At 46.6% G+C, this 15,898-nt stretch carries 16 protein-coding genes and 1 riboswitch; of the genes, 4 read left to right on the forward strand and 12 right to left on the reverse strand.

The features are described 5' to 3' along the window. Window positions 1–577 precede the first annotated feature (577 nt). Together NFHSH190041_RS11355 and NFHSH190041_RS11360 are read right to left on the reverse strand one after the other, a co-directional pair. A complete protein-coding gene (locus NFHSH190041_RS11355; protein WP_261921953.1) occupies window positions 578–955 on the reverse strand; it encodes a hypothetical protein in 378 nt (125 codons plus the stop codon). A gap of 226 nt (window positions 956–1,181) precedes the next feature. Next, window positions 1,182–1,664, reverse strand: coding sequence for a hypothetical protein (locus NFHSH190041_RS11360; protein WP_261921954.1), 483 nt, complete (start codon window positions 1,662–1,664; stop codon window positions 1,182–1,184). A gap of 361 nt (window positions 1,665–2,025) precedes the next feature. Between NFHSH190041_RS11360 and NFHSH190041_RS11365 the strand changes: the two genes are divergently transcribed. Further along, on the forward strand, window positions 2,026–2,706 hold the full coding sequence (locus NFHSH190041_RS11365) for a chemotaxis protein (RefSeq protein WP_261921955.1): 681 nt from the start codon (window positions 2,026–2,028) through the stop codon (window positions 2,704–2,706). After that, window positions 2,706–3,449, forward strand: coding sequence for an FprA family A-type flavoprotein (locus NFHSH190041_RS11370; RefSeq protein ID WP_261921956.1), 744 nt, complete (start codon window positions 2,706–2,708; stop codon window positions 3,447–3,449). Before NFHSH190041_RS11365 ends, NFHSH190041_RS11370 begins: the two co-directional genes overlap by 1 nt. Window positions 3,450–3,502: 53 nt before the next feature. Here NFHSH190041_RS11370 and NFHSH190041_RS11375 read toward each other — a convergent pair whose 3' ends face one another. Both NFHSH190041_RS11375 and NFHSH190041_RS11380 read right to left on the reverse strand, forming a co-directional pair. Further along, window positions 3,503–4,051: an NAD(P)H nitroreductase gene (locus NFHSH190041_RS11375; protein ID WP_261921957.1), complete on the reverse strand. Its 549-nt coding sequence runs from the start codon at window positions 4,049–4,051 to the stop codon at window positions 3,503–3,505. A gap of 265 nt (window positions 4,052–4,316) precedes the next feature. Then, complete coding sequence (locus tag NFHSH190041_RS11380) at window positions 4,317–4,916, reverse strand: DoxX family protein (protein WP_261921958.1); 600 nt, start codon at window positions 4,914–4,916, stop codon at window positions 4,317–4,319. Window positions 4,917–5,385: 469 nt separating this feature from the next. Between NFHSH190041_RS11380 and NFHSH190041_RS11385 the strand changes: the two genes are divergently transcribed. Continuing rightward, complete coding sequence (locus tag NFHSH190041_RS11385; RefSeq protein ID WP_261921959.1) at window positions 5,386–6,000, forward strand: hypothetical protein; 615 nt, start codon at window positions 5,386–5,388, stop codon at window positions 5,998–6,000. A gap of 238 nt (window positions 6,001–6,238) precedes the next feature. On the opposite strand, the gene NFHSH190041_RS11390 is transcribed toward NFHSH190041_RS11385, so the two are convergent. The 6 genes from NFHSH190041_RS11390 to hinT all read right to left on the reverse strand — a co-directional run bounded on the left by NFHSH190041_RS11390 (window position 6,239) and on the right by hinT (window position 12,130). Then, window positions 6,239–7,642, reverse strand: a complete 1,404-nt coding sequence (locus NFHSH190041_RS11390) for an aminoglycoside phosphotransferase family protein (protein WP_261921960.1) — start codon at window positions 7,640–7,642, stop codon at window positions 6,239–6,241. Then, entirely contained in the window at window positions 7,639–8,310 is a 672-nt protein-coding gene (gene pnuC, locus NFHSH190041_RS11395; protein ID WP_261921961.1) for a nicotinamide riboside transporter PnuC, read from the reverse strand. Before pnuC ends, NFHSH190041_RS11390 begins: the two co-directional genes overlap by 4 nt. Before the next feature lie 7 nt (window positions 8,311–8,317). Then, window positions 8,318–8,578, reverse strand: coding sequence for a hypothetical protein (locus NFHSH190041_RS11400; protein WP_261921962.1), 261 nt, complete (start codon window positions 8,576–8,578; stop codon window positions 8,318–8,320). Window positions 8,579–8,753: 175 nt separating this feature from the next. Beyond that, complete coding sequence (locus NFHSH190041_RS11405) at window positions 8,754–10,967, reverse strand: TonB-dependent receptor (protein ID WP_261921963.1); 2,214 nt, start codon at window positions 10,965–10,967, stop codon at window positions 8,754–8,756. 50 nt (window positions 10,968–11,017) lie between these two features. Next, a riboswitch (TPP riboswitch) is annotated at window positions 11,018–11,129 on the reverse strand. Window positions 11,130–11,305: 176 nt separating this feature from the next. After that, window positions 11,306–11,722, reverse strand: coding sequence for an acyl-CoA thioesterase (locus tag NFHSH190041_RS11410; RefSeq protein WP_261921964.1), 417 nt, complete (start codon window positions 11,720–11,722; stop codon window positions 11,306–11,308). Between the two features lie 45 nt (window positions 11,723–11,767). Beyond that, complete coding sequence (hinT, locus tag NFHSH190041_RS11415; RefSeq protein WP_261921965.1) at window positions 11,768–12,130, reverse strand: purine nucleoside phosphoramidase; 363 nt, start codon at window positions 12,128–12,130, stop codon at window positions 11,768–11,770. Between the two features lie 136 nt (window positions 12,131–12,266). Between hinT and NFHSH190041_RS11420 the strand changes: the two genes are divergently transcribed. Further along, complete coding sequence (locus NFHSH190041_RS11420) at window positions 12,267–14,030, forward strand: M61 family metallopeptidase (protein ID WP_261921966.1); 1,764 nt, start codon at window positions 12,267–12,269, stop codon at window positions 14,028–14,030. Between the two features lie 231 nt (window positions 14,031–14,261). Here NFHSH190041_RS11420 and NFHSH190041_RS11425 read toward each other — a convergent pair whose 3' ends face one another. Further along, complete coding sequence (locus NFHSH190041_RS11425; protein WP_261921967.1) at window positions 14,262–14,894, reverse strand: LuxR C-terminal-related transcriptional regulator; 633 nt, start codon at window positions 14,892–14,894, stop codon at window positions 14,262–14,264. Window positions 14,895–15,427: 533 nt separating this feature from the next. Next, on the reverse strand, window positions 15,428–15,751 hold the full coding sequence (locus NFHSH190041_RS11430) for a cytochrome c3 family protein (protein ID WP_261921968.1): 324 nt from the start codon (window positions 15,749–15,751) through the stop codon (window positions 15,428–15,430). Between the last annotated feature and the right edge of the window lie 147 nt (window positions 15,752–15,898).

Here is a 15,898-nt window from a genome sequence, read left to right on the forward strand (position 1 = left end):
TTTACTTTAATATATCTTAACCCGATATCCTACTGATAACTTTGTGAATGCAAATATTTATATTTAACAATAAAACAAACCATTAAAAACATTGCTACATCATGTAATCACTACTTAAATATCAAAAAGTAATCAAGATATTTTTAAATATCAATATGAATAATAAACTATACCTCAACAAATGTTATCAATTGGAATAGATTAATAAGTCATAGATGAAACCTTTAAATGCCTACTCAACAATTTATAAAACTTTCGTTTTGAGGGATTATAAACATTTTTAAATTTCCTCTCTTTATATGAATTCGAGGCCAATAACTCGGTATAAAGACGTCTTAAACGCTGCCAGAAGGCAAAGTAATATGAAGGAAATAGAGTATTACGGTATAACACTATGAAATCGAAATTTTGTGCTTAATTACCTCAAACACCTACATTTATGGAGGTATCTAAGGCATCTGCATAAATATTTCTTATACGGGCTTTAACTGCACCACCAACAAAAAGAGCGATTAAGCTTGTCTGTTGTACTTTTATCGCAAATATCTCATGCAGATGCTTTCGTGATTGAGCATTATTAGAGTACAACTGCAGAAATCACCATACCTGCACTGGCAAATTGGATAAGCCAGATATAGCGCTTACCACCATCCATATGAGGCATATGCCAGCTTTGACTAAATTGCCAAAACAGTGCCCAAACTGCATTAAGTAGGTAACATAAGGCAATAAATAAAAACAGAGTAAAAGACTGCTCATGATTAATCAGATGAAAGCCTCCCACCAGCAAAAAGAGTAAGGCCAACAGCTGAAAACACAAATAACCAACAATCATGCCTGAAAACCCAAGAGTTTGCGCTTCGTCTAAGCGAGGTCGCAACTGAGTTCGTCCCAATTGCAGCCACAAAGTTAATACCGTCAATATTGCCGCGCCAATTAATCCCAGTGAAATCATGCTGTTCTCCTAGTATCAAGAGGTGAAACCACAGTGTGTAATCGCGGGACACAATCCCGCTTCGGTACTGCACTTACGTCATGACTCGCAATGACTTAATTGTTATCGGTATTAGCGCGTCTATCTAAACCATTATTATCACTAACTGCCCACATTGCGGCGTTAAGCCAAACAGAACTGAGTATCAATCCATCAGCCGAAAACCAAATCCTAAATGCGTTCTTCCTTACATTGTGGCCATAATCCAGTACTGCAGTCGCTGCTGCGGATCAGCCAACACCTGTTTACAGCTGGTTTGATATCTGGCCATTAAGCCTCTTAAATCTCGAGCATCTTTCATCGTCATCACTTGACGAGCTTGAGCCTGTTTCAGCTCTTCAGCTAAATCGGCATCTTGACTATATTTGGCGGCTAAAGTCTGCGCCTGCTGTGATTGGCCAGCCAATTTCTGCGCCACATTTTGCATTTGCGGCACATTCGCAGCTGCAACAGCTTCAGAGGCAATCTGGTAATAAGCGGCGCAATCCATCAACTCTCGGGTTAATCCTTGCTCGGCCGTTTTACCTCCTGACTTAGCAAACGCGGAGGTCGTGGCCAGTATTGCCGTTAGCAGCAGCCCGTTAACGAACCATTTAATCGGTTCTCTCTCCTTGTGGTTAATCTTAGTCGTCACTAGATGTGCTTTTACCCCATGCCAACATACTGACATATTCAATACTCCCTTAACTGCTAGCCTTAACTGTTGCCCTTAACTGTTATCAGAAGAAAAAGCCTATTCGTATTAAACCTTGCCCTCATGACACACAGACCCGCATAAGCTAGGTTCTATTACAGGCTGACACCGAAAATTTATCCCAAAGTGATAACCAAGAAGCGCTACCTAAGCGACGTCATAGAGAAGCCTACAACAGAGCCAATCAAGAGAGGTATCCCGCCCACAACAATGTCGCTCTGAGCTAGCAACAATATGGACAAGGTTTTCACGGCAGCAATGGCACAAATCGTGATGGGCTAAAACAGTAATAGTCAGAAAACATGCAATTATCGTTTGATTTTTAAATGGAAAATAAATGGCCAACTATACTTGCAGCACAGTCAAACAGATAAGCCACTTTGTGGATGGATGGCAGATGGAGCAAAAACATTTTAAACGGCCTTATTATGTCATCGTCGCGCAGGTTGCTGCCGAGCTGAATAACACCCTATCAAGCTGTCGGGAAATTAATTTGACCGCCAGTAATGCCCAGGCGGCGTCCAGCCGCATTGGTAATGCCGCTATGGGGTTTAAAGTACTTACCCATTTTATTGATGAGCTAGCCAGTGATACGCAAAAAGCGGCTCGTGATATCAATAAATTGGCCAGGCAAGCCAGTATGTTCGCGACTACAACGGCCAGAACTCAAATGGCATTAGAGCGCTTTGAACTGGCACGCAGTAAAGCTGCCGGGGCGGACATGACCAGCCTAAGCCAGACCATTAGCCAAACAGAAGATAATTATCAGCAACAGCAACAAGCCTTTAAAGGCATGATTGGCCAAATCCAGTCCAAGCTTGATGACCTGAAAAAAACGCTGCGCACCGCCAATGCCCTGGCCTCGGTATGTCGTATTGAAGCCTGCAGGGTCGATGCCAGTAACCAAAATACCTTTATCGGAGTAGCAGACAAGGTGGATGAGGTGGCTGAAGCCATCCGCCAGCGAGTTGATGCTGCCATCACATTATTTACCGCCACAGACAAGGACGCAGCCTGATGCATTGCCAAACACTGATTGAAACCCCCAGCCACAAATGGCTTTATTTCGGTCGTGACCCTGATAAACCAGACAAAATTATCGATACCAACCAATATATGCTGGTAACTGCGAATAAAGCCCTGCTGATGGATCCAGGTGGTATCGAGCTGTTTGCCCCTATGCTGGCCAATATTGTCAAACAGATCCCGCTAGAGCAATTAACGCATCTGTTTGCCTCTCACCAAGACCCGGATATTATCTCTTCACTGGGCTTATGGGATCAGACCCTGCCCCAAGCTAAGCTTTATTCTGCTTGGCTATGGGAGGGCTTTATCCGCCATTTCGGCATGAACAATATCAGTTACGAAGCCATCCCAGATCAAGGTATGAGCCTGACGCTGGAACAAACCGAAATTAAATTTATTCCCGCGCATTACCTGCACTCTTCAGGGAATTATCATGTCTATGATCCCACAGCAAAAGTGTTAATGTCCGGCGATATTGGCGCAGCGCTTGAAGATGATGCGGATGATATTTTTGTCAGTGACTTTGACAGCCACTGCCAGAAAATGCGCTATTTTCACCAACGCTGGATGCCCAGCAACACCGCCAAAGCTGACTGGATCGCCCGAGTGAGGGAGTTAGATATTGAGTATCTTTGCCCGCAACATGGACGCATTTTCAGAGGTGAGCAGGTCGGCATGTTCCTTGATTGGTTTGAACAGCTGAAAGTTGGTACAGGTATCGGTGGGCAAGATTAGTATCCCGCCAACACCTGCTGACAAGGACACTAATCAAAAAAACAACCACCAGATTAAAGGTAACGGGTAACAGCATCAGAAGACTTAGCTGCTTTTTCTGGTGCTTTTACCACCGGGGTTCCCACATATAAAAAGCCCACAATCTGATCCTCCCCACCAAGTTCCAGTGCTTCATGAACTGAGCGATCAAAAGCATAAGTCCCTGTACGCCAGATGCTACCGAGCCCCAACGCAAATGCGGCCTGTTGCATCGCCATCACAGCGCAACCCGCGGCAATCTGCTGCTCAAGTGCTGGCACTTTCGTATGGGGCTGAACCTTAGCCGCAACAGTAATCACCATGGGCGCTCTGAGAGGCAATTGTGCCGCACGGGTAATATTGGCCTCATCACCTCCAGCGGCACTCGCAGCGGCAGCAAAAATATCCCCTAATCGAGTTAACCCCGCATCTTGAGCAACAATAAATTGCCAAGGGGTTAAACCACCATGATCCGGTACTCGCATGCCCGCCGCTAGAATTTGCGCTAACTGGTCAGCCGTCGGTGCGGGAGCCTCTAGGCGAGGACAAGATTGCCGTTTAAGTAATAAATCCAATGCTTGCATACTACTTACATCCTTTTTACTGCGTTATCTCGCGGTATTTGTTTGCACTATTTGCCACCCCTCGACGCATATGGTCACAAAGTACCTGAAGGCAATGCTAACGCTTTAGGTTAACTGTTGTTTTAACTTAACATTACCCATTAAAAGTGCAATGACGACGCATGCTGTCAACACAAAAAAGCCCACCTTGTCAGGTGGGCTTCACTACCTAATTAACCTTCTTGGCCCTCAGCCAAATTTACATCTGATGTCGATACTGTCCCATTTAGCTAGAGTGATGCTTTGGCATAAAGCGGCGCGCCAAATAATAATCCAGACTGGTATAACGCCCACCGCCGTACATCAGCAGCACCAACAACATCAGTGCATAGGTAGCCGCGAACTCAATACCATTGTTTAACACCACAAAGCTGCCCGATGACGTCAGCCAATCATAATTGCCATACTCTTGCAGGATCTCTTTGGCTCGGCTCAATTTATCTGCAGAGGCCAATACCTGTTCATTGGCCAGCCAAGAGGATGGATCGGCAATGGCCAGCCAACCGTTTTGCCAGTGCACTGTTACAGCGGCCACCACCATGGTAAATATCATCGGAATCGCCACCAGCCGAGTGGCTAACCCCAGCAGCAGGAAAATGGCCCCAAACAACTCAGTGCCCGCGGCTAAGGCTGCTAACACTGCCGGCATGGGTAGCCCTAACCCCCAATCTGGGTTAGCAAACCATTCAACAGTATCACTAAAATGAGACAATTTGTTATAACCGGCTTGCATCAGAATCGGTGCAAGGTAAATACGGATTGCCAGCGGGGCGAGCCCGTCGAAGTGCTTGAGCAAAGATAATAGTTTTTCTGCCAACTGGATCATCGGATCATCCTTTTAGGTAGATTGTGGTGCAGCTGTGCTGACGGCGGGATGTTGTGATACGACCCGTATGGGCAGTATTTTCTTTCACCATTAACCATGATTGTCTATCTCAGGGCGTCATGAGTTGCTGGTATTGAGTACATATACTTTGGCACACTTGAACAGACTTGCCATGACACACTCATAACGAAAAGCGGCTCAAACAAGCAATACCGCTATGTAAGGGCTCTAGAATCTAATGGAAAAGCAAGCAAAGCTTAGATAGATAAACGGAAAAGAAAGACGAAGAAGAAAAATAGCAACAGCACAAGATGAATTAGTCAAGCTGCAACCGGCTATCTTTCAATTCATGCTCTAGTCAGAACTAGCTGATTACTAAAACACATTTCCCCCAAGCTGCCTCTGGCATGACAGGGGATACGGTGGTTTAATGAACACGTTACAAGGTAGAGTTTGCAAGGATATCTAGTTGGAAGAAATACTTTTAAAAAATGCTGCATTAGTTATCGGTGCACTTTTCACTGCAATGATCGCTGGCTTTTTTGCTTTTATAAACCTCATTTCAAGTAAAGAGCAAAAAGTCTCAGAATTCAGACAGGATTGGATAAATCAACTTAGAAATGCAATTTCTGAGTACATATCGTCATTATCTTATTTATCAATTTTGTATAAACATCACTCAGAGCAAGAAAGTTCTAAGAAAAAGTCAAAACTCGATATGGCTCAGTCTGTTGATGAAACATATTCTAAGCTAAACAAATCATATAATGACATTTTGTTTCGAATTAATCCGAAAGAAAAGAATAAAAAACATACATTGATAAATAATGAATTTCTGACAGCTTTAAGTGAAACGCGAGAACTTTACATGAAAAGTGACTTTCTCGGAGCTGTAAAGGCTTGTGACAAACTTAGAAATAAGACAAAACCATTGCTCAAATATGAGTGGATTAGAGTTAAAAGTGGTGAACCAAAATTTAAATTTTGGAAAAATTTTGCTGTTCTAATTCTTGCTATGGGCTTTAGCTTGTCATTGTATTGTGGATATCAATTGCTTAATGCAGTACAAGCTGGTGTATTGTAGAAATGCAAATATAACAAGGTCTCAAGGTTGGGGTTGTAACAGTTGCCGGTTTCGCTTCCCTTCACATTTTAACCAATAATTAATCACTGCTTAAGGCAGCGCTTCCAAAGTAACTCCTGTCCCATTATGAGTTTTGCAATCAGCAGCTTATCTGTACATTCGAGCCATAATTTATCGCATTAATATATAGAATCGGCTTAAACCACTATCCACAAGAAAAGGCCTGCGATAACAATCCTTAATCCGTCCCCTCAAGATAGGAGACTGACAGGGCAAACCAGGCTAAATACTCATCTGCACTATTAATATTCTCGACAGTGGCTTCAGAGGCATGAATAGCATTAGACTCTGACGTAATAGCCGCACTGGCCTGCAGCAGCGCCCAACAAGCACTAAACAGCCAATAAATATTTACTGCGGCATCAATCTGCATGGCATTGCAGTCTGGCAATCCCAAAGCATGAATATACCCAGCACTCAGTGCCAGACACTCCGCATCACTCAGTCCATGGGTTGCCAGTACCGTTGCCAACTCAGCCAAGGGGCCACCAGCACAAGCATATTCAAAATCAATACAACACAGGCTATCACCGCAACGCAGTAAATTGGCCGGATTTAAATCCCGGTGACAAAACTGTTCCCACCCATTCTCCCCTTGCGCCATTAATGTCAACCAATGCGCTATCTGCGCCGAGCATTGCAGTAATTGCGCGGCGCCCTGCTGCACGGCTTTTTTCCGGGTGTTAACCGCTTTATCCCTATCTGCTGCAAATTGCTCTATCGGCTCTTTTATGCCCCCGACGACCAACGTACTTGTGCTCTCCAATGATTGCAGCTTTATCAAGGCATCATGGTACTGCTGCCATTGCACCGTAGCAGTAATCTTATGTTCTGGTAGCGGTAATCGAGCCAATGACAGCAACAATGTCAGCAAAGCCTCAACCCGGGGCGTCAATCCCGCGGGATAACTATGTGGCAAACTATCTATTGCAGCTGATTGACCTATTACTTGGCCTGCTGATTGATTAAAGAATCGATTTACCAATTGACTTAGCCTGGCCGGTAACTGCACAACGGGTGCAATAATGCCCTGCCGAATATCCTTTTCGAAGCTTGCATGACTCAGCCCATTTTCTGCGGCAAGTTCTAATTGCCGTCGCTCTGATTGCGATAATTTCTGTTGCTGCGCTTTCTGTTGCGATGGATCTAGTTGCAATGATTCCCGTGCCGGTGAACTAACCTCTTTTTGTGGCAAATAGTCACTGAGGTAATATTGTCGCTCTGAACTCACCGCCAGCAATACCGGGGCGAGCCCTGCAGCACAAGCCTGCTGCCAACAGGCCACTTCTGCTGCGCGGCCAACGCCAAGTGCATCCACCTGGCGGTTAATCCTTAACACCCAACGTCCATCCACCACATAATTGCTATTGGATAACCCATCAGTAAGCACCTGCAGTTTCATCTGAGCATATAACCGGGCAGAAGCGGCAAATACTGCAAGCCCGACATGCTCCGCATACAAATCACCAAGCACCAGCCCTGATGGATTGCCTTGTGAACAAACACGAGGAGGGACTGCTTTATCTGTTGCCGCTTCAACCTCAGAATTGACGGCGCCGGAGGTAAGTTTCAACTCACTCATAAAGCACGTTCCTGATGGTGGGAAAGTGTTCCTGCCAATTCAGGGCGAGCCAATGCCAGCCACTCCCGTCGCCACATCAGATAACCGGCAATGGCCATACCGACATAAAGCACAAACAGCATGGAGGTGAGCATCAGCCCTTTACTGAGATAGAGATAGATTGAGACCAGATCAATCACGACCCAATAAAGCCAGTTCTCCAACACTTTTTTCGCCACCAGATAGGTATTGACTACAGCAAAGCAGGTGGTCGCTGCATCCCAATAGGGCAATGCCGCATGGGTAAACTTGGCCATACCCGCCCCAACCAACAATGACACTAATGCCGTAATTCCAATCAAGCGCACATGCTTCTGCCACGGCCAAGAGGTTACCCGCAACCTCTGCTCAGAACCGCCGCCCCAGCGCCACAACCAGAACCCGTATATTGCCATGCCCATGTAATAGACATTCAGTACTGACTCCATCAACAGGGCCACATGCCAAAACAGCACAGTGTAAATCGCGGTACTCAATAGCGCCGCAGCCCAACAGGCAATATGTTCTTTCATTGCCAGCCAGAGATAAGCAATCGCAAGTAACACGGCAATGCCTTCCCACAGCGTTATAGCCTGCATTTGGCTCAGTGCCGGTAACAAGGAATCGGACAGAGTTTGCCAGGTATCCATAAATGAATTACTCGCTGTGGCTTAAATCGAGCTGACCGCCGATAAATTTACAAACAAACACTGCCTTGCCAAATTTTTCATGGGCAGCCTGCATCTCTGTGGCCAACATGGCCATGACCTCGGCATACTCCCCCACCACCTGAGTTGCCATCGCATTGGTGACTCGCTCAATATTGGGATAATTATCCAATCGGTGGATAAACCAATGGATAGGTTCAACATATTGTTCACGCAGTGGGTACATACTAATTTCAGCCGTTAATTTCATTATTTTTCTCCTTGATAAAGCGGGCAGACTAACAACAAGAGTCAGTCAGTCTGCCTCACCGATAAACTTGCTAAGCCAATCGCAAAGACTAGGTGACTCATTGGCTGAGTAATTGCGCTACTAAGTCATTCGCCCAAAGTCACTGAGCCAGCCTAATCATGCATGTTCTGGAGGATCACCAGTAATCGTATCTAAAGGTCACCCCTAACTGACGCGGGTCGCCATAACGGATATATTGCTGGGCTGCCCAATCTTTATTGGGCTCATTACCAAAGTAAAAACCGCGCACGCCATAGCTTTCATCTGTCAGATTACGGCCCCAGAGAAACAGCGCCCAATGATCAGCCTCATAACCTAACCGCAGATTCAATAACTGATAATTATCCGAGACAAAATCATTGCTGTCGGAATAATAAAAGCTATCCATACCGGATAGACTGGCATGGGCAAACAGCCCGCTATCTGCACGCCAAGTGGCTGCCAACTGATAGTTATAGCTAGGCGCATGGGCCAATTCCCGGCCAGACAAATCCACCGGCTGGCCATTATCATCTTGGTAAATATAAGTATCGTACTTGGCGTTCAGCAGCCCCAGTGTGGCACTTAAGGTAAGGTTGTCCGTCACAAAATACTGGCTTTGCGCCTCCAGCCCATAATTGGTCGAGCTGGTGGCATTGGCGGTATACAAAATAAAATTACCACTATCGGGGATCTGCACGGAGGCATCCACCTGCTGATCTTGCCGATCCATGAAGAATAATGACAAGCGGGTTGCGAGCATACCATCCCACCAAGCACCACTATGACCCAACTCGTAGTTATACAGCGTTTCAGCATCAAAACTGCGGTACTGACTCAACTCAGCGGGCAAGTCTGTATTAAAACCACCCGGCTTATAACCCCGTGCCACTTTGGCGTACAACAATTGCCCCTTTGCTAGGGTATAAGACAGAGATAAATGCCCGCCCCACATGGTTTCCGCTGGGGTAAAGGCTTCATTATCACTGTCGCGATAATCTGCATCCCAATGCTCTAGTCTCAAGCCCGCAGAATAATGCCATTCCCCAAGATACGTATCTAACTGTGCAAAACCAGATAATTTTTTTGCCTGGTAGTCACTGTCTCGATGGCTAGTGTACAAGGGACCCGCTTCGTAACGCTCTTCAACCAGCAATTGATTACTTTCGTCCAACTGGTTGGCATACAGCCCCACCAACCAATCTGTGGTGTCAGAAAAAATCCGCCCTTCATCAGTACTTAACAAGCGGATATCTTGACTGAAGTTTTGCCGCTTGGCCGTTTTATCCCACCAGTAGTCGTACACGCAAGGAGCACCATAACACTCAAACTGTTGCCAATAGGTAGGATTGGCCCAATCACCATCATACGCATGACGTTGTGTGGTATCGGCGTAACTGGTAATGGACTCCAGAGAAAACGCCCGATGAGCCTGCCAAGTGAGTTTCAGCCCAGCGCCGGTAGTACGCTGGGTATCCACCCCGGGGCGGTCGGTATAAGTAGTGCTGCCATTAGAGTCTAATGACCAAGCATCATAGCCATTATCAAAATGGCCTTGCAGTAAGGTTAAATCTGCCTGCAGCGTATCCGTAGCGTACCAGCGTAATTTGGCTTTAGCAGAAAGCTCATCCCGGGCATTGGTATCGCTGCGCCCCAAATAGGCATTATCCATATAGCCATTTTGCTGGTGGGACTGGAGTGACATTCGCCCTAAAATATCACCATCACGGCTTAATGCGCCGCCCGCATAAGCGCCAATAGTCAACAGATCATCACTGCCACCACTGAGTTCAACCCCTGCTTCCGGTGCGGCGGTTGGCTCAGCGCTTTTCAGATAAATGGCCCCGGCCAGCGCATTACCGCCAAACAAGGTACTTTGTGGGCCGCGCAGCACCTCGACCTGATCAATATCAAACAGCCCGGAAGCCATTCCCAGCCCTGATAGGTCGATATCATCAATAAAAAAGCCCACCGAGGCATTAGGTGCGCCTTCATATTCTTCCTGATCCCCAACGCCCCGGATCTGAAAATAACGCGCCCGGGAGCTGCCACCAGACCAGTTTAAATTGGCAATACCGTTGAGCACATCTTGAAAGTTTTCACCGCCATCATCCTCTAACTGCGCCCGGTCAAGCACACTGATACTGGCAGGCACCTGATCCAGTGCCGCTGCGCGAAAATCGGCAGTGACCACCAAGGTTTCTATTGTGCGCGCCGCCTGAGTATCCGGCGGTGCTTGATGCAAATAATGGGACGATTCACGGTCTGTGGTCACCGATGATGATTCAGATTGAGACTCCTGCGCGAATGCAGGAACAGAGATTGCAGCGATCAGAGCTGCGGATACAGAGGAGTAATTATTATTTTTCATGGGACCTCAATACAGGTTGAGATCCGGCATTGCAAAAAGCGTGGTTAATGCACAGAGAGTCAGCCCATTCCTACGCCGGTATCAGCCGGATCAGGTTCTAAGGGTTTGTCACAGGACATCTCAGTCTGGCGCTAAACGCGCCAGACACCCCTTGGCGGCGCTCATTATACAGACAATTTAGCGAAAAGCATCTGATACTGTTCGTATTTCATACATAATAAAAAGCCCCGCAATAGCAGGGCTTAAGCATGATGGGTAATAACGAAAGGAAACTATCCAGCGCTATTTTGTCATTGGCATTAACTGCACTAATTCACTAATGCCTCTCAGTATGGGGATTACACGCCAATATTGAGTTTACGCAGTGATGCTTCAGTTTCCGTTTCCAAATCAGCCATGGTCTTACCATGGGGTTCAGGCAGACCGGTGTCAGGATTGACCCGCACAAACACCATTTCATCTACCGCACAAATGGTCTTGCCGGTAAATTTATTCCGCAGCAGACAAGAAACCGTGATCGATGTCCGTCCTACCGCCTTGGTCGTCAGACCAAACTCCACCACATCGCCTTCTGAGGCTGGGTTCTCAAAAGAAATAGCCGCCATGTGCTTGGTCACAATACACTTAGTGCCCAGCTGACAAATCACATAAATGGCCGCTTCTTCATCAATCCAGGCCAGCGCCCGGCCACCGAACAGGGTTCTGGCGTAATTAAGATCTTCCGGCATAACCAGACGTCGGGAGAGAAACTTCATAATCTTTCCGTTATTACATAGAGGTGCCGCTCAAGCGGCCACAGGTTAAACAGACTGCTTTTTCGCCAACAGCGGGCCCAGTGGCTCACCACCGACCAGATGCATATGGATATGGAACACTTCCTGACCGGCATGCTGGTTGCAGTTCATGATCAAGCGATAGCCATCTTTCGCAATACCGGCCTCTTCAGCCAGTTTTGCCGCTACCGTGACCATACGGCCTAAAGCTTTTTCATCCGATGCTTTTACGTCATTCACGGTCGGGATCAGATGATTAGGCACAATCAGCACATGGGTTGGTGCTTGAGGGGAAATATCCCGAAATGCAGTGACCAGCTCATCCTGATACAGAATGTCAGCCGGAATTTCCCGGCGGATAATTTTACTGAAAATAGTCTCTTCGGCCATCGTGTTATTCTCCACAGCTGATAGCGATATAAAGTCCCAAGTATACCCGTATTTATCGTGGCGGCTACGCCAAATTGATTGCCCGGCCGACGCAATTTTGGCAGCATGGGCGATAAACTTCAGTGAGTTAACTGCTATGATCCACTATCAGATTACCCCGGCTAATCCCCACGGCCACCTGTTTGATGTCACCATGACCATTTCCCACCCCGCCCATGAGCAGCAGCTTTGGCTACCCGCTTGGCTGCCGGGAAGCTATATGGTGCGGGACTTTGCCAAAAACCTAATTGATATCAAAGCCTTTAATAGTCAAGGCATGCCATTACCCCTGACCCAACTTGATAAGCAGAACTGGCAAATCAGCCACTGTGATGACACAGTGCGGATCACTTATCAAGTATATGCATGGGATTTGTCGGTTCGCACCGCGTTTTTAGATGCTCGACGCGGCTTTTTCAATGGCTCCAGTGTGTTTCTTGCCGCCCGAGGACTAGAGCAATCTGAGCACAGTGTTGAGATCCTGCCGCCTTCTTTGCCAGCCTGCAGCGAATGGGAAGTGGCCACCCGGCTTAAACGCGCCAGTGGAAATGACTGGGGCTTTGGTCGCTTTTATGCCGAAAACTATGATGAACTGATTGACCATCCGGTTGAAATGGGTTGTTTTACCCGCGGCAGTTTTGAAGCCTGCGGCGTCAGCCATGATGTGATACTAGCTGGTCGTCATCATGCCGATATGCCGCGCTTGTGTCGCGATCTACAAACTATTTGTGAATATCAAATCCAACTGTTCGGCACACCTGCACCTTTTGAGCGTTATCTGTTTATGACGGCTGTGCTGGATGAAGGTTTTGGTGGACTTGAGCACCGGGCATCCACTGCATTAATGTGCGGCCGGGGCGATCTCCCCCGGGTAGGCCAAGATAATATTGACCGCGGCTATCGCACCTATTTGTCTTTGTGCTGTCACGAATACTTCCACAGCTGGAATGTTAAACGTATTAAGCCAGCCCGGTTTGTGCCTTATGAGCTGGAAGCAGAGAGCTATACCCGCCAATTGTGGGCCTATGAAGGAATTACCTCTTATTACGATGATTTTATTACTTATCGCGCAGGGCTGGTGGATGAAACCAGCTATCTGGAAATGCTCAGTGAAACCTTTACCCGAGTTTATCGCGGCGCAGGGCGTTTTAAGCAAAGCCTGACAGATTCGAGTTTCAATGCCTGGACCAAGTTTTATCAGCAAGATGAAAATGCCGCTAACGCTATTGTCTCCTACTACACCAAAGGGGCACTGTTCGCCCTATTACTGGATTTAACTCTGCGGCAAGAAACCCAGGGTCGCTACAGTCTCGATGATGTGATGCGGCGGCTATGGCAAGAATTCGGCTTGACCGGTACGGGCACCACAGATAACAGTCACCAGCAAATTGTCTCAACCCTGCTGGGACGAAACTGTGATGAATTGTTTGCCTGGCTGGAGCGGGCTGAAGATATGCCACTGGCAGAGCTACTGGCACAGTTTGGTATTAACATGCAGCTTAGAGCCAGCAGTGGTAATACTGATACCGGTGGCACAGCTGAAGGGCTTACTGTGGGGTTTGGCGCTAAATACCGGGCTGAAAATGTCGGGGTAAAAATTATCTCTGTGGCTGAACACAGTCCAGCGATGACAGCAGGACTAAGTGCAGGAGATCTACTGATCGCCGCGGATGGCCTGCAAGCCACCGCCACTTTGGATAAATTCCTGCAACAATATCAACTAGGTGAACAAATTGAATTAGTCTGGCTACGCCGGGATGAGCTGATGCTGGGAATGCTACCTATTACGGCAGCGAAAGCAGATACCGTGATGCTATCGATTACCGATGCAGACAAAGCCGCTAATTGGCTAAAACGCTGAGTGAAATCTGCTCACAAATACCAAGGCAGGCTAACTATCCCTGTCTTGATATGCAATAGCGCATTAGTGGCATTACGTCATGGTGGCCTCACGGCCATTTAATGCCCCATCAACACAAACAATGCCATGTAAACGCTATCTGTTACATGGCATTGCAACCTCGGCTTCAGCACTAATTGCTGGCACTTAGTCTTATCACTTAGACTTATCACTTAGACTTATCGCTTAAATTTATACCTGCACTTCGTGTAAATGAGTTTGCGCCCAGGCTATCGCTTGTCCTCGGCTAGAAACCCCAATTTTTCGAAAGGCCCGGTATAAATGAGTTTTGATGGTACTTTCACTAACAAACAACTTACGGGCAATATCCTGATTGGTGGCACCGCTTAGTAGCGCCTGCAACACTTCCCGTTCGCGAATAGTCAAACTGTCAGTATCTTCGCCATCCTGATCATCATCACTGCTGTTTTTCAGTAATTCCGTGGGGATATGATAACGACCATTCATAATATCTGACAGCCCCTGACTAATAAAACTCAGGTTATTATCGATATAAAATACCCCCGCTGTGACTGAGGGGTTAACCAGAAAACGGGCATCTACCCGGCGAGGATAATGAACAAATACAGTTCTTACAGCCACGGCCAAGCGCTCGATTTGCCGTTGTAATTGATAGGCTTTCTGTAGATCAACCGTCGCCAAATCAATCACCACCAGCGACTGCTCCTGCAGCAAATGTTCGGAGACCTTTTCCGGCTCAGTTAAGGTTAATTTCACCAGAAATTCCTGTGGCCAACGGGTATCTAATAATTCAGCCAGCAGATTGGAGCGTGAAACCAGCATCCAATGAATGACTTTGAACATAGTGCTCTCTCCCTGTCCTATTGCGATCCCTATTTCCCTCATTCCATTGGCTATGATGCCTTTACACGAAAGGCGATAGGTTCGTATGAAATGAACTGGATACCAAATTACACGCTTTTTACAACATTGCAACATTCATCCTTATCTAAAGTAGTAATTATTCTGTTGCATACCACCAATACCTTTACCCATCCTCGCTTTTTTACCCCCAAAGCTCATCTTATTGTTTTTAATTATTTTAATGATTTATCTAGCTTAAAAAAACACACTTACCAGTCAATAGATTACGATATGAAACTGTTTACCAGTTTTTAATTCTAAACTTTAGCGGTACATCATTATGATTATTACCCTCAATAGAACGGGTAACACTAAAACGCTGTGATATCGGCATTAACACTGCCAGTGCAACAGGACAATCTCTGACAGAATTTATCGTTATTAACTAGCCTGCATTATCCGCAGACTCGCCCCATTTTTGCAGCAACAAAAACGCCGGCTTAAACCGGCGTATTTATCAATGCTATCTAACCTTACTTACGACCATCATCATGACAAGCATCACAAGTCGGCTTCTGTCCAACATTCATATCGTGAGTTGCATGACAGTCCTGACACATCAGCATCCCATCATGGGCCTTATGCTTATCATCCATTTCCGCTAACGTGCCGTGGCAGGACTGACATTGCTCAGCCTCATAAGCCCCATCGTTTGAAGCATTGGCTCCATCTTCATGGCATGATTCACAACCACCCATTTCAGTATGGAATTCTGCAACAGTCTGATCTACTGCAAACACACCTGGGGATAGGCCTAGAGCAACACCGAATAACACTCTCAGTAATAATTTACTCACTTACATTCTCTCCGAAGGTATTGGCCAAGTGAGAGTTCTTATATCAGGTGACCCTCATCTCCATGCCAGAATAAGTTGCCCACCAGTCAGGCAGTGGCGGGGATAACCACATATCACCCGACCGTGAGCAGAGTGACTTTAACAATT

Source organism: Shewanella sp. NFH-SH190041 (assembly GCF_024363255.1).
GTDB lineage: Bacteria > Pseudomonadota > Gammaproteobacteria > Enterobacterales > Shewanellaceae > Shewanella.